We start from the raw sequence: 16,714 nt of genomic DNA on the forward strand, positions 1-16,714 counted from the left end.
CGGATTGAAACGGCTTAAGGGGACGGTATGACACCGTCCCCTTATCCTGTTGTACGTCTGAAACCCAAAGCGCAGGCCCGTACGATCCGGCATGGCGCCCCTTGGGTCTATGACAACGAGCTGGTTACTGACCGGCGAACCAAGAATCTACAGCCCGGCACGATCGCCCTTCTGGAAGATGCCGAGCGCAAACCCCTGGCCGTGGTCGCGGTGAACTCCAATTCGCGCATCATGGCGCGGGTGTTGGATCGTGATGTGCAGGCGGCGATTGATGGCAATTGGCTGCGGGACAGGCTGGCACGTGCCTTGGCCCTGCGTGAGCGCTTGTTCGAGGCGCCGTTTTACCGGCTTGTCCATGCCGAGGCCGATGGCCTTCCGGGTGTGGTGATCGACCGCTTTGGCGATGTGGCGGTGATCCAGCCCAATGCGGCATGGGCCGAGGGTTTGCTGGATGAGTTGTGCGCTGCCGTGGTCGAGGTGACGGGGGTGAAAACCGTGCTGAAAAATGCCACCGGGCGAGCGCGGGCCTTGGAAGGACTGGACGAGGAAAACGCGGTTCTGCACGGGAGGGCGCCGGATGGCCCGGTGCCTGTGCCGATGAATGGCGCGACCTATATGGCCGACCTGACGGGCGGGCAGAAGACCGGGTTGTTTTATGATCAACGCCCCAACCACGCCTTTGCCGCGCGACTGGCACAGGGCGCGCGGGTGCTGGATGTGTTCAGCCATGTGGGGGGCTTCTCGCTGGTCTGTTTGGCGCAGGGCGCGCAAAGCGCCGTCGCCGTCGATGGAAGCCAAGCGGCCTTGGATTTGGCGGCTGAAGGGGCCACGCAGACAGGGGTGGCCGAGCGGTTCGAAACCCGGCGGGGTGATGCCTTCGAGGTGCTGACCGAGATGGGCAAAGCGGGCGAAAAATTCGACGTGGTGATTTGCGATCCGCCCGCCTTTGCGCCCAACAAGAAGGCGCTTGAGGCGGGCTTGCGTGCTTATGAACGCGTGGCGCGGTTGGCGGCGCCCTTGGTGGCCGAGGGTGGGTTCCTGGGGCTGTGCAGTTGTTCGCATGCGGCCGATTTGTCTAAGTTCCGCGGGGCTAGCGTGCGGGGTATCGGCCGGGGTGGGCGGACGTCGCAACTGATCCACACCGGATTTGCCGGGGCGGACCATCCATTGCATCCGCAACTGGCCGAGTCCGGATACCTGAAATCCCTGTTTTTCCGTTTGGTATGAAGGCCTTACTGGATACCTGCGTGATCTACCCAACGGTCATGCGACAGATGTTGCTGGGCGTGGCGAAGCAGGGTGTTTTCACGCCGCTCTGGTCGGCGCGGATCATCGAGGAATGGCAGCGCGCGGCGGTGAAACTGGGGCCAGACGGTGTGGCGCAGGCCGGGGCCGAAGCGGCGATCCTGGCGGCCAACTGGCCGGGGGCGGAGGTGAGCTACCCGCCGTCGCTGGAGGCGCGGTTGTGGTTGCCCGATGCGGCGGATGTGCATGTTCTGGCCGCCGCGATTGCCGGGTCGGCGGATATGATCATCACGTTGAATACAAAGGACTTTCCCCGCAATATATTGGCGGAAGAAGGGGTGTCGCGCACAGATCCGGACGGGTTTTTGCACGGGATTCACCAAGCGCACCCTGAGATCGTGGCGCAGGTGGCGGCGGAGGTTCTGGCCGAGGCGAACCGGCTGTCTGGCAAGACATGGGATGTGCGGGGGCTTTTGAAAAAAGCCCGGTTGCCAAGACTTGGCAAGGCATTGAGTTAAAGACCGAAATTCAGCTCCATTTTGCTTCCAGCTTCTCGATCGCCGCGATACGTTCATGGGTCTTGGGATGGCTCATCAACCATGCGGGCACGGCGCCGCCGCGTGCCTCGGTCAGAGATTCCAGCTTTTGAAACAAGGACTTCTGGGCTTGCGTTCCGATTTGCGCCTTGGTCAGGAGGGCGGCAGCGTATTCATCGGCCTCGTATTCATCGCCACGCGAAAGCCGCGCGGCCAGAAGCGAGGTAAGGCCATTGGCGATCCAGACACCGATGCCGGGCAGGAGGCGCGACAGGATCATGGCAAGCGCGGTGCGCAGGGCGTTCTGGCCTGAAAAGTCGATCATCCGGCGGCGGGTATGGCCCAAGGCGACATGGCCCAACTCATGGGCGATGACGCTTGCCATTTCTTCGGCCGTGACCTCTCCGTTCTGGAATTTCCTGTAAAATCCGCGGGTTATGAAAATGCGACCATCCGGGGCGGCAAGGCCGTTCACCGGGTCGATCTCGTAGATATGAACCTTGATGCGCGGCAGGTCGAGGGCCTTGGCGAGCCTGTCGGTCATGCGTTTGAGCGTGGGGTCCGCCAGTTCGGTGGACTGCGCGTCAAGCTCACGCTGGGTGCGCCAGACCGAGAAGCGGTACATGGCGAAGGCGTAGAGAACGGCCAGAAGGATCGGTGTGAACTTGAGCATGACAAAGATATGGGGCAGGCCGCGCGAATGGACAAGCGGGAGCGTACGAGTCGTACGGTCATGGTGGGGGTTTTGTACGAAAATCGCGGGTTGGGGCAAGGCGGTCGTACGAGTCGTACGAACTTTCCCCACGTGATCGTCCAGAAGGAGCGGCTGCGCCGCGCAGGTTTAGCGCGCGTTCGCGCGCCGTGAGGGGCTTTGCCCCTTCGTTGAAAATGAGATTTTCAACGTACCCCAGGATATTTTTGAAAAGAAGAAGGGGCGGTTGGTTAAAGTTCGCCGCGTTCTTCGGCTTTGGTGCGGTTCCATAGGGCATCCATTTCGTCGAGGTCGCTTTCATTTGGGGTTTTTCCAGCCTCGGCGAGGAGGGATTCGATGCGGGAAAAGCGGCGGGTGAACTTGGCGTTGGCGGCGCGCAGGGCGCTTTCGGGGTCGATCTTCATGTGGCGGGCGAGGTTGGCCATGACGAAGAGCAGGTCGCCGAATTCTTCCTCGACCTTGTCTTGGGGCAGGTCGGCGGCGGCCTCGTGGAGTTCCTGGGCCTCTTCGGTGATCTTGTCGATCACTTGTGCGGTTTGCGGCCAGTCGAAGCCGACGCGGGCGGCGCGTTTTTGCAGTTTGACGGCGCGCAGGAGGGCGGGCAGGCCCACGGCCACGCCATCGAGCACGCCGGTCTGTGCCTTTTGCGCGCGTTCGGCGGCCTTGATGGTTTCCCAGTCGCGGGTTTGCTGTTCGGCGGATTTATCGCGGGATTCGTCCCCGAAGACATGCGGGTGGCGGGCGACCATCTTGTCGGAGATGGCATTGGCCACGTCATCGAAGGCGAAGTGCCCTTCATCCTGGGCGATCTGGGCGTGGAAGACCACTTGCAGCAGAAGGTCGCCCAATTCGTCGCGCAACTCGTCATGGGCTTCGCGTTCGATGGCGTCGGCGACCTCGTAGGCCTCTTCGATGGTGTAAGGGGCGATGCTGGCGAAGCTTTGTTCGATGTCCCATGGGCAGCCGGTATCGGGATCGCGAAGACGGCGCATGATTTCGCGCAGGCGGGGCAGGCCGCCCTTGGGGTCGTGAATGAGGCTGTCGTCGGGCATTGCGCATCCCTGCGTTTTGGCGTTGAAGTCGGAGACTAGGGAAATGTGCGAAGGAGTCCAGCCGATGGCGGTGATCAATCGGATTGCGAGTTTTGCCGAGGAGATGGCGGCGTGGCGACAGCAGTTGCACCGGCGGCCCGAGTTGGGCTTTGCCTGCCATGAGACCGCCGGGTTCGTGGTGGAGCGGCTGCGCGAGTTCGGGATCACCCGGATCGAGGAGGGCCTTGCCGAAAGCGGTGTCGTGGCCGTGATCGAGGGGCAGGGGGATGGCCCGGTGATCGGGCTGCGCGCGGATATGGATGCCTTGCCGATCCATGAGGCGACGGGCGTGGCGTACGCCAGCGAAGTGGGGGGCTGTATGCATGCCTGCGGGCATGACGGGCATACAACGATGCTTTTGGGCGCCGCGAAATACCTGGCAGAAACGCGGAATTTCGCGGGCTCGGTCGCCTTGATTTTCCAGCCCGCCGAGGAGGGCCCCGGTGGGGCCGCGCCGATGGTGGAAGCGGGGATCATGGAGCGCTACGGGATCGGGCAGGTCTATGCCCTGCATTGTGCGCCCGGGGTGGATGAGGGTGTATTTCACACCACGCCAGGCCCCATCATGGCCTCGGTCGATACGATCCATATTGATGTCATCGGGCAGGGTGGCCATGCGGCCATGCCGCAGGAGGTACGTGACCCGGTGGTGGCGGCCTGTGGTATGGTGCAGGCGATCCAGACGATCCTGAGCCGGAACCTCGCGGCCCTCGATCAGGCGGTGGTGTCGATTACCCAGATCCACACCGGGAGCGCCGATAATGTCGTGCCGGAGAGGGCCTATATCAACGGGACGGTGCGGGCCTTTGATGCGGAGGTTCGGCGGATGATCTGGCAGCGGTTGGAAGAGATCGTGTCGGGGCAGGCGGCGAGTTACGGTGTCACTGCGGAATTGCGTTGCGAGGCTGGCTATGCGCCGACGGTGAACGATACCGGGAAGACGGAATTCGCGGCGGAGGTGGCGCGCGAAGTCGCCGGGGAGGCCGGCATCGTCGCGGATATGGACCGGCAGATGGGATCGGAGGATTTCGCCGCCATGCTGGAGGCGCGACCGGGGGCTTACCTGTTCCTTGGGCAGGGACCGGGCGCCGGGTTGCACCACCCGGAGTTCGATTTCAACGATGGGATCGCGCCGGTGGGGGCGTCGTTTTTCGCGCGGCTGGTGGAACGGGCGCAGCCGGTTGGATGAGGAAGGCATGAGATGGCATTGGAAGATGCAAAAAATCAGGTAGATCAGGCATTTACGCGGGAAAGTTCACGCGGACTTTACTATGAGAATACCTTTGGCGGGGCACTGTCGTTTCTGCGGCGGCGGTATACCAAGGACCTGACGGGGGTCGATCTGGCCGTGACCGGCGTGCCCTTCGATCAGGCGGTGACCAATCGGCCCGGGGCGCGCTTGGGGCCGCGGGCGGTGCGGGAGGCGAGCGCGCTTCAGGTATTCGACCCGCCCTATGGTTGGGATGGGTTCAGCCCGCTGGAGGAATTCGATATCGTCGATTATGGCGATCTGGCCTTTGATTATGCGGATATTCCCGCCTTTCCGGGGGCCTTGACCGCGCATATCCGGGGGATTCTGGAGCGGGGCGCGGCCAGTCTCGCGCTTGGGGGCGATCATTACATTTCTTTCCCGATTCTAAGGGCTTACGCGGAGAAGTTCGGGCCACTGTCGCTGTTGCAGTTCGACGCGCATTCCGACACTTGGGCCGATGATGACATGACCCGGGTGGATCATGGCACGATGTTCTACAAGGCGGTGAAAGAGGGGTTGGTGGACCCCAAGCGCTCCGTGCAGGTGGGGATACGGACGGTGAACCCGGATAACCTTGGCGTGCCGACGATCGACGCGCGCGAGGTGCATGAGCGGGGCCCTGTGGAAACTGCCAAGAAGATCAAGGAGATACTGGGCGATGCTCAGACCTATGTGACCTTCGATATCGATTGTCTGGACCCCGGTTTCGCGCCCGGTACCGGCACGCCGGTTTGGGGCGGGCTGTCTTCGGGTCATGCGGCGATTATCCTGCGCGATCTGGCGGGGATCAACATGGTGGGGGGCGATGTTGTGGAAGTCTCACCGCCTTATGATCCCAGTGGCGCGACGGCGGTGGCCGGTGCGCATGTGGCGATGGAGTTGATTTGCCTCTGGGGCTGGACGCGGCGCGGGGCCTGACCCGGGTGCTGGGGGCTGATGGGGGCCTCCGGCGGGAGTATTTGGGGAAAGATGAAGGGGGAAGTTCCATGAAATGGCTGGTCTTGGGGATGGTCGGGCTTGTTGTCGCTGTGGCCGTATATGTGCGGCTTGCGCCAACCGATCCGGCGCAGTGGCACGAGATGCCGGGGGCGGTCACCAATCGGGATTTGACGGGCGGCGCGATGCGGGTTGTGGGGGCCGGTGAGGGGGGCTTGGCGTGGATGGATGAGATCATTCGCGCGACACCGCGGACCGAGGTGCTGGCCGGATCGGTGGAGAGCGGGATGGTGACCTATGTCACGCGGTCCAGGGTCTTCGGGTTCCCCGATTACACCACGCTGCGCGCGTCGGGGCCTCAGCTTGAGCTATACGGGCGGTCGCGTTTTGGCAGATCCGATTTCGGAGTGAATGCGGCGCGTCTGGATCGGTGGCTCAAGGCGTTTGCGGAGCGAGGATGACAGGCAACCGTCGGAAATCTTGCGCCACATGGGGTTGTTGAGGGACATCTGGCATTGCGCCATGAAGCTTTTGCCATCGACGTGCAGGCAGATCATTTCGCCCAGTTCCACCCGTTTGCCCGCCTTGTCGGTGCAATAGCAATCCACTGTCTTGCCGCCGATGGTCTGGTCGGCAAGCGCCGGGGGGGCGAGACAGCATATGAGGGCAATCCATCGCATGGACCGAGTTTACCACAGGGTTTGATCTTGACCAAACCCCGCCAAAGGGGCAAGTGCCGGGGTCATGGTGCCTTTGGACAGACTGAACGAGATCGTGCAGCGTTTCGAGTATATCGAGGCGCAGATGACCGCAGGCGGCGGGGATATCGCGCAATTGGGCCGCGAGTATGCCGAGTTGCGCCCGGTGGTCGAGGAAATCCGTGCCTACATGCAAGCGGTGGAGGATGTCGAGGGCGCGCGGGCCATGCTGGACGATCCAGAGATGCGCGAGTTGGCGCAGGAGGAGTTGACCGGGCTTGAAGCGCAATTGCCGGGGATGGAGGAGCGGCTGCAACTGGCGCTGTTGCCCAAGGACGAGGCCGATGCGCGGCCTGCGGTGATCGAGATCCGGCCCGGCACGGGCGGCGAGGAGGCCGCCCTGTTCGCCGGGGATTTGGCGCGGATGTATCAGCGTTATGCCGAGACGAAGGGCTGGACATTCGAGGTGATCGAGGAGAGCGAGACCGAGCTTGGCGGGATCAAGGAATTGGTTGCGCGGGTCTCGGGGGATCATGTCTTTGCGCGGCTCAAGTACGAGTCCGGGGTGCACCGGGTGCAGCGGGTGCCGGAAACCGAAAGCGGCGGGCGTATCCATACCTCGGCGGCGACGGTGGCGGTGCTGCCCGAGGCGGAGGATGTGGATATCCAGATCGATCAGAACGACCTGCGGATTGATACGATGCGATCCTCTGGTGCGGGAGGGCAGCATGTGAACACCACGGATTCGGCGGTGCGGATCACGCATATTCCCACCGGGATCGTGGTGACCAGTTCGGAAAAATCGCAGCACCGCAACCGCGAGATCGCGATGCAGGTTCTCAAGACCCGGCTTTACGACATGGAGCGGCAGAAGGCGCATGACGAACGCTCAAGCGCGCGGGCGGCGCAGGTGGGGTCCGGCGATCGAAGTGAGCGGATCAGGACCTATAATTTCCCGCAGGGGCGGATGACCGACCACCGCATCAACCTGACGCTTTACAAGCTGGACCAGGTGATGGCGGGCGATCTGGACGAGGTGATCGACGCGCTGACGGCGGATGCGCAGGCCGCGATGCTGGCGGAGATGGAGGGGTGATCCTGCGCGATGTTCTGCGTGCGGGGGCAGAAGAGTTGCGCACGGCGGGCGTTGAGAATGCCATGCGCGATGCGCGGCGGTTGATGGCCGGGGCCTTGGGGGTGGACGCCGGACGGTTGACCCTGCTGGAGCGTGACGAGGTGACCCCGGTTGTTTCGGCGACGTTTCTTGATGCAATCCGCCAGCGATGTGAAGGCGTGCCGGTGTCGCATCTTCTGGGATGGCGGGAATTTTACGGGCGGCGGTTCGAGGTTTCGCGGGATGTTCTGGACCCGCGACCCGAGACCGAAGCCTTGATTGCCGAGGCTTTGCGGGAGCCATTCGAGGAGGTTCTGGACCTTGGGACCGGCTCGGGCTGTATCGTGCTGACGCTTTTGGCGGAGCGGCCCGCGGCCAGCGGCGTCGGCACCGATCTGAGCGCGGCGGCACTGGAGGTTGCGCGGCGCAATGCGCAAGCGCTTGGCGTCGAGGGACGCTGCGCATTTACCCAAAGCGATTGGTTCGCGGATGTGGGCGCGCGGTTTGACCTGATCGTGTCGAACCCGCCCTATATCGCAGCCGAGGAGATGGCGGGGCTGGCGCCGGAGTTGCGTCACGAGCCGCGTATGGCGCTGACCGATGAGGCGGACGGGTTGAGCGCCTATCGGGTGATTGCAGCGAATGCGGGGGCGCATCTGAGGCCGGGTGGGCGGCTTTTGGTCGAAATCGGCTGGCAGCAAGGGGGGGCTGTGGCAGCACTTTTCCGGGCGGCCGGATTCGCCGAGGTGGCGGTTTTGCCGGACCTCGATGGCCGTGACCGGGTGGTGCGCGGACGATGGCGCGACGGGAAAAATCCCTGAAATCGCGACAAAATCCGCTCAATTAGGCATAATTTAACGAATTTCCCTTGTAAGCGGGGGCGGGGCATGTTTAGTCAGGGGTATCAAGACGCTGGATGCCCCATTCGGGCCGTCCCGCTTGAGACCAAGCCAAGACAAGATTGATCCGGTGGACTGGGCGCAAGGGGTGCCTGACGGATCAAGCGGCAGCAGCACAGGGCTGATAGCTGAACAATGAGATCATCCAAGTCACGTTCGCGTAATAAATCGGGTCGTAACAATCGCTCGGTGGGAAATATCGTCAACCGCGTCTTCGACAGTTCGGGACCGGAGGGCAAGGTGCGCGGCACCCCCCAACAGATTATCGACAAGTACAATCAATTGGCGCGTGATGCGCAACTGGCCGGGGACCGGGTTCTGACCGAGAACTTCCAGCAGCACGCGGAACATTATCTGCGGCTTCTGAGCAATGCCCAGAAAGAACAGGAACAGCGCCGCGAAGAGCAGGAGCGCCAGAACCGTGAACGGCAGGCGGAGCGGGATCGCGAACGCGCCAAGCGGCAGGAGCGTGAAGCCAATGCCGGGGGCGACCCGTCGGAAGCGCCGCAGCCCGATGTGGTGGACGGGCCGAGCGATGACAGTGGTCTGGTGGAAACGCCGGAGACCAAGAAAACCGACAAGCCCAAGCGCAGCCGCAAACCCAAGCCCAAGAAGGATAGCGGCGAGGGTCAGTCGGACGACAGCCCCAAGGCCGAGGGGGGCGATGGCGCCCCGGAGGCGGCGGAGTAAATCCTGCCTGACGCGAGATTTGAGAAACGGTCCCTTTCGGGGGGCCGTTTTTTATGTCTCGAAACTGCGGGCGAGGGCGCAGAATTGTTCAAGATGTACGGTTTCGGCGCGATCGGTGGGTTTGATGCCCGCCGAAAGGAGCCTGTCTTCGATGTCGGGAGCCATGCCCTTGAGGGCCGCGCGCAGCATCTTGCGGCGTTGGTTGAAGGCGCGGGCGACGACGCGTTCCAGGATTTTCGGGTCTGCGGGGAAGCGCGGCTCGGGCAGGGCGGTGAGGTGCACCACCGCGCTTGCCACCTTGGGCGGCGGTGTGAAGGCCCCCGGCGGCAGGTGCATGACGATCCGCGCGTCCGCGCGCCATTGCGAGAGGATCGCCAGCCGCCCATAGGCCTTGGAGCCGGGTTGGGCGGTGATGCGTTCGGCCACCTCGCGCTGGAACATCAGGGTCAGGCTTTGCCAGAAGGGGGGCCAGTCGGGCGGGGTGAGCCAGCGGATCAGCAACTCGGTGCCCACGTTGTAGGGCAGGTTGGCGACGACCTTGATGGGCGGTGTGAGGTGTTGGAGCGGGTCCAGATCGAGCGCATCGGCGTTGAGCACCTCTAGCCTGCCGGGATAGGCCTTGGCGATCTCATCAAGTGCGGGAAGGCAGCGGGTGTCTTTCTCGATTGCCAGAACCCGGCGCGCGCCTTCGGAGAGGAGCCCACGGGTGAGGCCCCCCGGCCCGGGCCCGATTTCCAGCACGTCACAGCCCGATAGGTCGCCCGCCTGCCGGGCGATTTTGGCGGTGAGGTTGAGATCAAGCAGGAAGTTCTGGCCCAAGGATTTGCGCGCCGAGAGGCCATGGTCGGCGATCACTTGGCGCAGGGGCGGCAGGTTGTCGATGGCGCTCATGCCTGTGTGGTCCGTGCTTGCGCCATGGTCTGGGCCATGCGCAGGGCTTCGATGGTGCTGGACGGGTTGGCCGCGCCGGTGCCCGCGATGTCGAAGGCGGTGCCGTGGTCGGGCGAGGTGCGGATGAAGGGCAGCCCGAGGGTGACATTCACGCCGCGGTCGAAATCCAGCGTCTTGATCGGGATCAGTGCCTGATCGTGGTACATGCAGATCGCAGCGTCATAGGTTTCGCGGGCGCGGTCGTGGAACATGGTATCGGCAGAAAGGGGCCCTGCAAGGTTGATCCCTTCGCGGCGCAGACGGTCGATCAGCGGGGCGATCATGCGGGTTTCCTCAAGGCCCATGGCGCCGCCTTCGCCCGCGTGGGGGTTGAGGCCCGCCACGGCGATACGCGGTGTTTCTATGCCGAAATCAAGGATCAGCGCGGCGTGGGTGATGCGGATGGTTTTTTCCAGAAGCTCGGGGGTGAGGGCCTTTGGCACCTCGGCCAGCGGGATATGAATGGTGGTGGGCACCACGCGCAAGGCGGGGCTGGCCAGCATCATCACCACGTCGGCCCCACCGGCGAGGGCCGCGAGGTATTCGGTATGGCCGGGATAGGCAAAGCCCGCCCCGGTTTGCAGGGCCTTCTTGTGGATGGGGGCGGTGCAGAGGGCGGCGGCCTGGCCCGATTGTACAAGATCGACGCCACGCGCGATCACGTCGATGACGGCCTGTGCCTGTGCGGGGTCGGGCGTGCCGGGGATACGTGGGCCGGGGAAGGCGTGCGGAAGCACCGGCAGGGCCATGGCAGAGGCGGCCATGGCCTCGGATGGGGAGGCGATTTCGGCCACTGGGGTTTCAGGCGGCAGGTGCGCCGGATCGCCGATCAGGAAAAACGGCAGGTCGGCGCGCAGCCGGTCCCACGCCATGGCGGCCAGTTCGGGGCCTATGCCCGCCGGCTCTCCACAGGTCAGCGCGATGGGGCCGGTCATTCCTTTTCGATGATCCGGGCCTCGGCGCGGAGTTGTTCAAGGTAGCCCTGACCGAAGGAATCGAGCCGCTGGTTACGGATGAAGTTGGTCAGGTCCTCGTCGGTGGGGCCTTCGCCATCGAGTTCCGCCGTGCGACCGCAGAGCATCAGGAAGACGAGCGTTTTGCCCTGCGACCGGGTGAGGGTGGTCGAGACTTCACCGGGGTCGAGCTTGGCCAGTTCCATCGCGATGTCGGTTGGAATTTCGTCGGGCGCTTTGGACCCGCGGTCAAGCACCTCGGGCGGTTGGCCTTGCGCCACGCCGTAGAGGTCATCGCAGGTGTCCACCTCGGTTTTGATGCGGGCGGCACGGGCAAGCGCCTGATCGCTGCGCCCGCCGTCGATGTAATAGGCGGCATATTCGATGGCCGCGTACTCGGGGTCGGGGGCGTCGGTTTCCTGAATGTCGCGCAGTTGGAAAAGCGCGATGGCGTTATTCGAGGGCAGCGGATCGGAGACCTCGCCGGGGGCGAGGCCCAGAACGATGGGCCGAAGCGTGGCCGGAAGCTGTGTGATCGGCATCCAGTCAAGACGCCCGCCCCGGTTGCGGGTGCCGGAGGCCGAGTATTGACGGGCCGCCGAAGAGAAGGCGGGGATCGTATCGATTTCGGCAAGGCGGGCCGCGCGTGCCTGGGCCGCTTCGGCCTGTGCCGGGGTGGTCACGGGCAGGATGATTTCCGACATCAGCACGCGCACGCCGCTTTGGCCGCTGACGGCATCGCGGGCGCGTTCGAGGTCGGCTTCACTGACCGATATACGGGGGATGAAGCGGGCGCGGATCAACTCGCGCCAGGTCACGCCAGAGCGTACGAAGGCGCGGAACGTTGGTTCGGCCACGCCGGCGCCTTCAAGAGCGCGAATGAGTTCCTCGGCGTTCATGTCGGCGCGGGATGCGAATTCTTCCATCCCGGCCTGTATGTCAGGTTCTTCGATAACAAGGCCGGCGGCATTGGCGGCGTCAAGCTTGAGCCGGTCTTCGATGAGTTGTTCGCGGGCCAGTTTACGGGGGTCACCCGGGGCGCGGAACAGGGTCAGCATGCGGGCGCGCTGTTCAATCTCGTAACGGGTGATGGCCTGGTCGTCGACCTTGATCACCGGTTCGAAGAGGTTTTGCGCCTGTCCCGCATGGGGTGTTGCCGAAAGCGTGGCCACGGCCACCACGGCGGGCAGGGTGAAGGTTTTGAGAAAGCGGCGCATCGTTGCTGGTATCATCAAGGTCAGTTCCTGCATGTCCGGACGTAGCTTTTGTCGTTGGTCGTGGTGGTAAAGCCCCTGAGACCGACGGTAAAGCTGATGTTCGTCGATGGGGCGAGAATAGTGGAAGAGGTGAAGCGGCGCGAGGCCGAAAGCGCAAGATCGACACATTCGTTGGTATACTTGAGACCTACCCCCGCCCGCACCGAGCGATCCTGTGCCACATCGTAGCGCCATTCGGCGCTGCCGGTCCAGTGTCGCGAGAGGCGGTGAGAGGCGTCAAAGGCCCATTCCGAGACGTTGCCAAAGCGGTTTTCGCGTGGGTCGTCGCGCAGCCAGATATAGGTTGCCCCAAGGTTGGTGCGGTCGGTTTGCCAGCTTGCCCTTGCCTCGGCCTTGGTCGTGTCGAAGGCATCGTCAAACAGGCTTCGGGCGGTGATGGTGAGGCCGTTGTCGTTTTTGAATTGGCCCGCAAACAGGACGTCGGAGAATTTCCCGTTCAGGCCCGAGCTGTCTGTGAAGGTCTCAAGGCCCGAGACTTCGAGTTGGCGGTCTTCATGGACCACCTGGCCCACGGCAAAGGAGGCTTGCCAGCCTTTCGGGTCAATGCGTGTCCAGCTAATGCCGTAGGCCCCGGTGAGGCCGCGCTCGCGCCGGTCGGGGGCGGTGAAGCGCGACATCGCAAAGAGGTTGCCTTCGTCGAACTCGATCAGGGTGCTTTCGTCGTTGGGTATGTTCGGATTGGACCCACCGACCCAGGCCAGTTGCAGTGTGGGTTCGAGTACCTGTGTTGCGCCGCCGCGTTCGGTTTTCAGAAGCGGCCAGCGCAGGCGGAGGGCGGCGGAGGGGGTGGTCTCGGTGGCCTCTGATCGGCTGAGGGTGCCGGATTGCGCGATATGGAAGCTGTCGAGGGCAAGGCCGGTTTGAACACGGGCGCGAAGGCCGCCCGGCAGGGTCCAGTTGCGCATCCAATCGCCGTTGAGGGTCAGGCGCGTGACATCCCGACCATCGGCCCAACCATCGGGGACCGCAACATCCGTGGTGCTTGAAGATGACCGATAATGGCTATGCGCCAAGGCGCTGAAGCGGAATTCGCCCCCCAGAGCGTCAGGGTGAAAGCGGCGTTCGTATTCGGCATTGCCGACAATGGATGGCAAGGTCGAATTGGATTCCCCGCTACGCAGCGAATAGAAATGCGTCAGCGCCCCGCGGATATATTCATCGCGTTCCACCCGTTCGATGGCGAGTTCGCTTTGCAAGCGGTCCTTGTCGGAATAGCCATAGTCCAGCAGGTAGGTATCGTCACGAACGGCTTCTAAGTTGAAGGTAAGGTTGAAATCTTGGGGTAACTCAAAAGCCCCGTGCCCGAAGATATATCCACGGGTTGAGCGCGGACCAAAATTATCGTCCGAGATGGCGCCTTCGAATTCGATCCGGCCATTGCGGAAGGCTTGCCGGTAGCGTGCCTCAAGCGTGAGCGAATTGGCCGAAATGAAGGGGGTGAGTGTCAGGTCCTTGTGATCGCCGATCCGTATGAAATAGGGGACACGCACGCCGAATCCCAGTTGCGTCGAGTTATGCAGCGAGGGGATCAGGAAGCCGGTGGCGCGTTCCAGCGTCGGATCGGGCAGGCGCAGGCGCGGCATGTAGAAGACCGGCACATCCATGATCTGAAATTGCGCGTCATCGAAATACAGCTGCTTTTCCTGTTGGTCGTGCACCACCCGGCGGGCACGGATTTGCCACAGGGGTGGCCGGCCCGTTTTGCAGACCCGGCAAGAGGTGACGGCGGCCTTGTACATCTTGTTGTAGCGGCCGTCGCGGCGGGCCATGGCATGGGCGGCCAGTTGCACCTGATTTTGCATGACGATGCGCGCCCCGCGCAGGATACCGTTGCGCATGTCACGGTCCAGTTCGCCGGAATCGGCGAGGATCAGGGTGTTGTTCTGCTCGTGGAGGGTGATCGGACCCTTGATGATCAGGGTTTCGGTTTTCTGATCATAGGTGATTTCGCTGGCTTGCAGGCGGCGGCCGTCATACAGCGCCTCGACATTGCCGTAGGCGGTAAGCCGGTTTTCGCCACTGAGGTAGACATCGTCGGCGACCAGCATGGCGGGATCGGTGGATTGCTGTGCCACAAGCATACGCGCAGACGGCAGCACACAGACGGCCAAGACCAAGGCGAACAAAAGGCGGGCGAGGCGCATCATCCGTCCTCCATGTGCAACAGGATGCCGAAGGCAAGGAGCAGAGAGGCGAGAGGCGGGGCCCATGCGGCAAGAAGGATCGGAATCTGGCCGTTCTCGCCGAGGATCTGTGCAAAATTGCGGATGTAATGCAGGGTAAAGCCCAGCATGACCGCTGTCAGGACGGAAATCCCCGTGTTGCTGATCCGGGTGTGGCGCATGGTAAAGGCCGCTGTCAGGACGACGAGCGCCGCGAGGAACACTGGGCTGGCCAGTTCCATTTGCATCCAGACAGCATAGCGGCGCGCCGAAAAGCCGGCCTCCTCCAGTTGGTTGATGAAAGAGGGCATATCCCAAAGAGAGATATATTCGGGCTTGCCGAAGCTGTCGAGAATGCGGTCCTGTGTCAGGGCGGAGGGGATGGAAAGGCTGTCGATCTGGCGTGCCGAGGATTCGGGGTTTCCGCCCTGATCGAGCGACCACAGCTTGGCCCCGGCCAGCAGCCATTCACCATCTGTCAGGCGGGCAGACTGCGCGGCGATCCGGCGAAGCGGTGTTCCATCGGGTGAAAAGGCGATGAACGTGGCGTCATAAAGCGTGGTCACGTCCGAACTGGCGCGAGCGGCGTGAATAACGGTCTGGCCCTTTTCACTTCCTTGGCGCAGCCAAAGCCCGTCTGAGGAAATAGCAAGCACGCTGGAGCCGCCGCCTCTATGGCTGTTGACCAGATCGTTGTGGCGTTTGGACGCTGCCGCGACGATTGGGTTGAACATCGAGATCGCGAGCAACCCGATAAGAAGGGCAACGATGATCGGTGCGGCAAGGGCACGCAGGGCAGAACGCCCGGCGGCACGCACCACCACCAATTCGGAACTGCGCGCGAGGCGCAGGAAAAGAGCCACGGTGGCGAGGATCAAAACCAATGGCAGGATTTCATAATTGGCTTTGGGCTGATCGAGGGCAACGATTTCGACCACTTGCAGGAAGGGAAGATCGGGGAAATCCTGAAGTTCGTTCACAATGTCGATGAGCGAAAGCAACATGGCGAAGACACCGAAAACACCGAGAAATGTCCAGAGGAACTTGCGGGCGAAATAGCTGTGCAGGATCATGACGCCTCCTCGATCCTGTAGCGTTTCCACATGGCGAGCCTGCGGCCAAGGCCGGGATTGGCCGCGATATGTAATAATATCGCGGTCATGACCATGCCAAGGGCGGGGGGAACATAGAGTAACGGCCAAGCCGATGAACTGTTGAGGACCATGCCGGATAGCCCGCTTTCGACCATTTTGATCAACACGAGAAGCACGAAGGCACTGACGATTTGCCACCAGACGCCGAACCGGCTGTAAGTCCCGATCAGCAGGGTGGCGAAGCCGATCAGGGAGGCGACAATGCACAAGATCGCTTGGGTGAACCGGTTATGGACCTCGTAATTCACCTGAGCGACGGTGACGCCGGTCCGTTCGGCCACGGCTTGCGGTGCAGTGAGCATGTCGAGCGTCGCGGCAAATCCCACTTTGTCGAGGTTGGTTTTGCCGCGTGAAATCAGGCTGGAGATGTCATATGAAAAGTCATCGAAATGTGTTGTGAATAGGCGGTTCCCGTCGGTTCGAACAACCTGTGCCAACCCTTCGACCATCACCAGCTTCGTGCCGCCGTTCTGTTGCACCAAGTATGCCTGCGACGAGGTATAGGTGACAGGGCGTTCGACGTTGCGACGATCCGAGAGGAAGACATCGCGCAGTTCACCTTCGGGCGTGATGTCGCGGATGTAGAATGTGACACCGGGAGCCGGGTGGAGAAATTCACCCTCAGTCAAGAGTTTGGCGGTGATGTTCTTGCTGACTTCGGCCTGCCGCATACGCAATTGGCTGAGGCTGGAGGGGATAAGGATGTGCGTGAGCAGGGACATCATCAGCGCGATCAGGCAGCCGAAGATGAACACGGGGCGGATCAGGCGCCACGGCGAATAGCCCGTTGCCTGCATTACGGTGAGTTCGCTTTCCGTGCTCAGGCGGTTGGTGACATAGACCGTCGCCGCGAAGGCGGCGATCGGCAGGACAACGCCGATCACCCCCGGCAGCGTCAGCGCCGTGAACTCCAGAAAAACCCAGGCGGGCTGTCCGTCGCCGATGAGTCGGTCGAACATGCGCACCGCCTTGTTGATCCAGAAGATCGACACCAGAACAAGCGCAAAGAACCCGAACAACACCATGAATTGCGACAGCATATACCTGTCGAATCTGGTCACATTT

The 16,714-nt window shown here is 62.6% G+C and carries 17 protein-coding genes; 8 read left to right on the forward strand and 9 right to left on the reverse strand.

The genetic code is table 11. The features are described from left to right. Positions 1 to 27: 27 nt before the first annotated feature. Together FDP25_RS15850 and FDP25_RS15855 are read left to right on the forward strand one after the other, a co-directional pair. Positions 28 to 1,227 (forward strand): RSP_2647 family RNA methyltransferase, encoded by a 1,200-nt coding sequence (locus FDP25_RS15850; RefSeq protein ID WP_154154525.1) that lies wholly within the window; start codon positions 28 to 30, stop codon positions 1,225 to 1,227. After that, on the forward strand, positions 1,224 to 1,763 hold the full coding sequence (locus FDP25_RS15855) for an RSP_2648 family PIN domain-containing protein (RefSeq protein WP_154154528.1): 540 nt from the start codon (positions 1,224 to 1,226) through the stop codon (positions 1,761 to 1,763). Before FDP25_RS15850 ends, FDP25_RS15855 begins: the two co-directional genes overlap by 4 nt. Positions 1,764 to 1,773: 10 nt before the next feature. Here FDP25_RS15855 and FDP25_RS15860 read toward each other — a convergent pair whose 3' ends face one another. Beyond that, positions 1,774 to 2,454: a M48 family metallopeptidase gene (locus FDP25_RS15860; RefSeq protein ID WP_154155085.1), complete on the reverse strand. Its 681-nt coding sequence runs from the start codon at positions 2,452 to 2,454 to the stop codon at positions 1,774 to 1,776. 269 nt (positions 2,455 to 2,723) lie between these two features. Continuing rightward, the gene (mazG, locus tag FDP25_RS15865) at positions 2,724 to 3,545 is read right to left on the reverse strand and encodes a nucleoside triphosphate pyrophosphohydrolase (RefSeq protein WP_154154531.1); all 822 of its coding nucleotides are present in this window, start codon (positions 3,543 to 3,545) and stop codon (positions 2,724 to 2,726) included. Positions 3,546 to 3,609: 64 nt separating this feature from the next. Between mazG and FDP25_RS15870 the strand changes: the two genes are divergently transcribed. From FDP25_RS15870 to FDP25_RS15880, 3 genes are all read left to right on the forward strand, one after another. Next, positions 3,610 to 4,773, forward strand: a complete 1,164-nt coding sequence (locus tag FDP25_RS15870) for a M20 aminoacylase family protein (RefSeq protein ID WP_154154534.1) — start codon at positions 3,610 to 3,612, stop codon at positions 4,771 to 4,773. A 12-nt stretch (positions 4,774 to 4,785) separates the two neighbouring features. Beyond that, positions 4,786 to 5,754 (forward strand): agmatinase, encoded by a 969-nt coding sequence (gene speB / locus FDP25_RS15875; RefSeq protein WP_154154537.1) that lies wholly within the window; start codon positions 4,786 to 4,788, stop codon positions 5,752 to 5,754. Between the two features lie 68 nt (positions 5,755 to 5,822). Next, positions 5,823 to 6,233 carry a DUF1499 domain-containing protein gene (locus FDP25_RS15880; protein ID WP_154154540.1) on the forward strand — a complete coding sequence of 137 codons (411 nt, stop codon included), beginning with the start codon at positions 5,823 to 5,825 and terminating at the stop codon, positions 6,231 to 6,233. Here FDP25_RS15880 and FDP25_RS17275 read toward each other — a convergent pair. After that, a complete protein-coding gene (locus FDP25_RS17275) occupies positions 6,141 to 6,452 on the reverse strand; it encodes a hypothetical protein (protein ID WP_246175949.1) in 312 nt (103 codons plus the stop codon). The genes FDP25_RS15880 and FDP25_RS17275 overlap by 93 nt on opposite strands. A gap of 64 nt (positions 6,453 to 6,516) precedes the next feature. Between FDP25_RS17275 and prfA the strand changes: the two genes are divergently transcribed. The 3 genes from prfA (at position 6,517) to FDP25_RS15895 (ending at position 9,173) form a co-directional block, all read left to right on the forward strand. Further along, positions 6,517 to 7,566, forward strand: a complete 1,050-nt coding sequence (prfA, locus tag FDP25_RS15885) for a peptide chain release factor 1 (protein WP_154154543.1) — start codon at positions 6,517 to 6,519, stop codon at positions 7,564 to 7,566. Continuing rightward, entirely contained in the window at positions 7,563 to 8,405 is an 843-nt protein-coding gene (gene prmC / locus FDP25_RS15890) for a peptide chain release factor N(5)-glutamine methyltransferase (protein WP_343032089.1), read from the forward strand. The genes prfA and prmC overlap by 4 nt, the downstream gene beginning before the upstream one ends. 213 nt (positions 8,406 to 8,618) lie before the next feature. Next, a complete protein-coding gene (locus FDP25_RS15895; RefSeq protein ID WP_154154546.1) occupies positions 8,619 to 9,173 on the forward strand; it encodes a DUF4167 domain-containing protein in 555 nt (184 codons plus the stop codon). Between the two features lie 51 nt (positions 9,174 to 9,224). Here FDP25_RS15895 and rsmA read toward each other — a convergent pair whose 3' ends face one another. The 6 genes from rsmA to lptF are packed head-to-tail and all read right to left on the reverse strand — an operon-like array spanning position 9,225 to position 16,689. Then, on the reverse strand, positions 9,225 to 10,064 hold the full coding sequence (gene rsmA, locus FDP25_RS15900) for a 16S rRNA (adenine(1518)-N(6)/adenine(1519)-N(6))-dimethyltransferase RsmA (RefSeq protein WP_154154549.1): 840 nt from the start codon (positions 10,062 to 10,064) through the stop codon (positions 9,225 to 9,227). Further along, the gene (pdxA, locus tag FDP25_RS15905; protein WP_154154553.1) at positions 10,061 to 11,038 is read right to left on the reverse strand and encodes a 4-hydroxythreonine-4-phosphate dehydrogenase PdxA; all 978 of its coding nucleotides are present in this window, start codon (positions 11,036 to 11,038) and stop codon (positions 10,061 to 10,063) included. The genes rsmA and pdxA overlap by 4 nt, the downstream gene beginning before the upstream one ends. Then, entirely contained in the window at positions 11,035 to 12,306 is a 1,272-nt protein-coding gene (locus FDP25_RS15910; RefSeq protein WP_172982829.1) for a peptidylprolyl isomerase, read from the reverse strand. Before FDP25_RS15910 ends, pdxA begins: the two co-directional genes overlap by 4 nt. Next, a complete protein-coding gene (locus FDP25_RS15915) occupies positions 12,294 to 14,480 on the reverse strand; it encodes an LPS-assembly protein LptD (RefSeq protein ID WP_154154556.1) in 2,187 nt (728 codons plus the stop codon). Before FDP25_RS15915 ends, FDP25_RS15910 begins: the two co-directional genes overlap by 13 nt. Then, entirely contained in the window at positions 14,477 to 15,568 is a 1,092-nt protein-coding gene (lptG, locus tag FDP25_RS15920; RefSeq protein ID WP_154154559.1) for an LPS export ABC transporter permease LptG, read from the reverse strand. Before lptG ends, FDP25_RS15915 begins: the two co-directional genes overlap by 4 nt. Further along, on the reverse strand, positions 15,565 to 16,689 hold the full coding sequence (gene lptF, locus FDP25_RS15925) for an LPS export ABC transporter permease LptF (RefSeq protein WP_154155094.1): 1,125 nt from the start codon (positions 16,687 to 16,689) through the stop codon (positions 15,565 to 15,567). Before lptF ends, lptG begins: the two co-directional genes overlap by 4 nt. Positions 16,690 to 16,714: the final 25 nt, after the last annotated feature.

Source organism: Roseovarius bejariae (genome assembly GCF_009669325.1).
In the GTDB taxonomy this organism is placed as follows: Bacteria; Pseudomonadota; Alphaproteobacteria; order Rhodobacterales; family Rhodobacteraceae; genus Roseovarius; species Roseovarius bejariae.

What these genes read in the sequence shown, in the direction of transcription:
- FDP25_RS15855 (WP_154154528.1), top strand. Translation starts at nt 1,224, where the DNA reads ATGAAGGCCTTACTGGATACCTGCGTGATCTACCCAACGGTCATGCGA.
- pdxA (WP_154154553.1), bottom strand. Translation starts at nt 11,038, where the DNA reads ATGACCGGCCCCATCGCGCTGACCTGTGGAGAGCCGGCGGGCATAGGC.
- FDP25_RS17275 (WP_246175949.1), bottom strand. Translation starts at nt 6,452, where the DNA reads ATGCGATGGATTGCCCTCATATGCTGTCTCGCCCCCCCGGCGCTTGCC.
- FDP25_RS15880 (WP_154154540.1), top strand. Translation starts at nt 5,823, where the DNA reads ATGAAATGGCTGGTCTTGGGGATGGTCGGGCTTGTTGTCGCTGTGGCC.
- FDP25_RS15910 (WP_172982829.1), bottom strand. Translation starts at nt 12,306, where the DNA reads ATGCAGGAACTGACCTTGATGATACCAGCAACGATGCGCCGCTTTCTC.
- FDP25_RS15870 (WP_154154534.1), top strand. Translation starts at nt 3,610, where the DNA reads ATGGCGGTGATCAATCGGATTGCGAGTTTTGCCGAGGAGATGGCGGCG.
- FDP25_RS15860 (WP_154155085.1), bottom strand. Translation starts at nt 2,454, where the DNA reads ATGCTCAAGTTCACACCGATCCTTCTGGCCGTTCTCTACGCCTTCGCC.
- speB (WP_154154537.1), top strand. Translation starts at nt 4,786, where the DNA reads ATGGCATTGGAAGATGCAAAAAATCAGGTAGATCAGGCATTTACGCGG.
- FDP25_RS15915 (WP_154154556.1), bottom strand. Translation starts at nt 14,480, where the DNA reads ATGATGCGCCTCGCCCGCCTTTTGTTCGCCTTGGTCTTGGCCGTCTGT.
- lptG (WP_154154559.1), bottom strand. Translation starts at nt 15,568, where the DNA reads ATGATCCTGCACAGCTATTTCGCCCGCAAGTTCCTCTGGACATTTCTC.
- FDP25_RS15850 (WP_154154525.1), top strand. Translation starts at nt 28, where the DNA reads ATGACACCGTCCCCTTATCCTGTTGTACGTCTGAAACCCAAAGCGCAG.
- lptF (WP_154155094.1), bottom strand. Translation starts at nt 16,689, where the DNA reads ATGCTGTCGCAATTCATGGTGTTGTTCGGGTTCTTTGCGCTTGTTCTG.
- prfA (WP_154154543.1), top strand. Translation starts at nt 6,517, where the DNA reads ATGGTGCCTTTGGACAGACTGAACGAGATCGTGCAGCGTTTCGAGTAT.
- mazG (WP_154154531.1), bottom strand. Translation starts at nt 3,545, where the DNA reads ATGCCCGACGACAGCCTCATTCACGACCCCAAGGGCGGCCTGCCCCGC.
- rsmA (WP_154154549.1), bottom strand. Translation starts at nt 10,064, where the DNA reads ATGAGCGCCATCGACAACCTGCCGCCCCTGCGCCAAGTGATCGCCGAC.
- FDP25_RS15895 (WP_154154546.1), top strand. Translation starts at nt 8,619, where the DNA reads ATGAGATCATCCAAGTCACGTTCGCGTAATAAATCGGGTCGTAACAAT.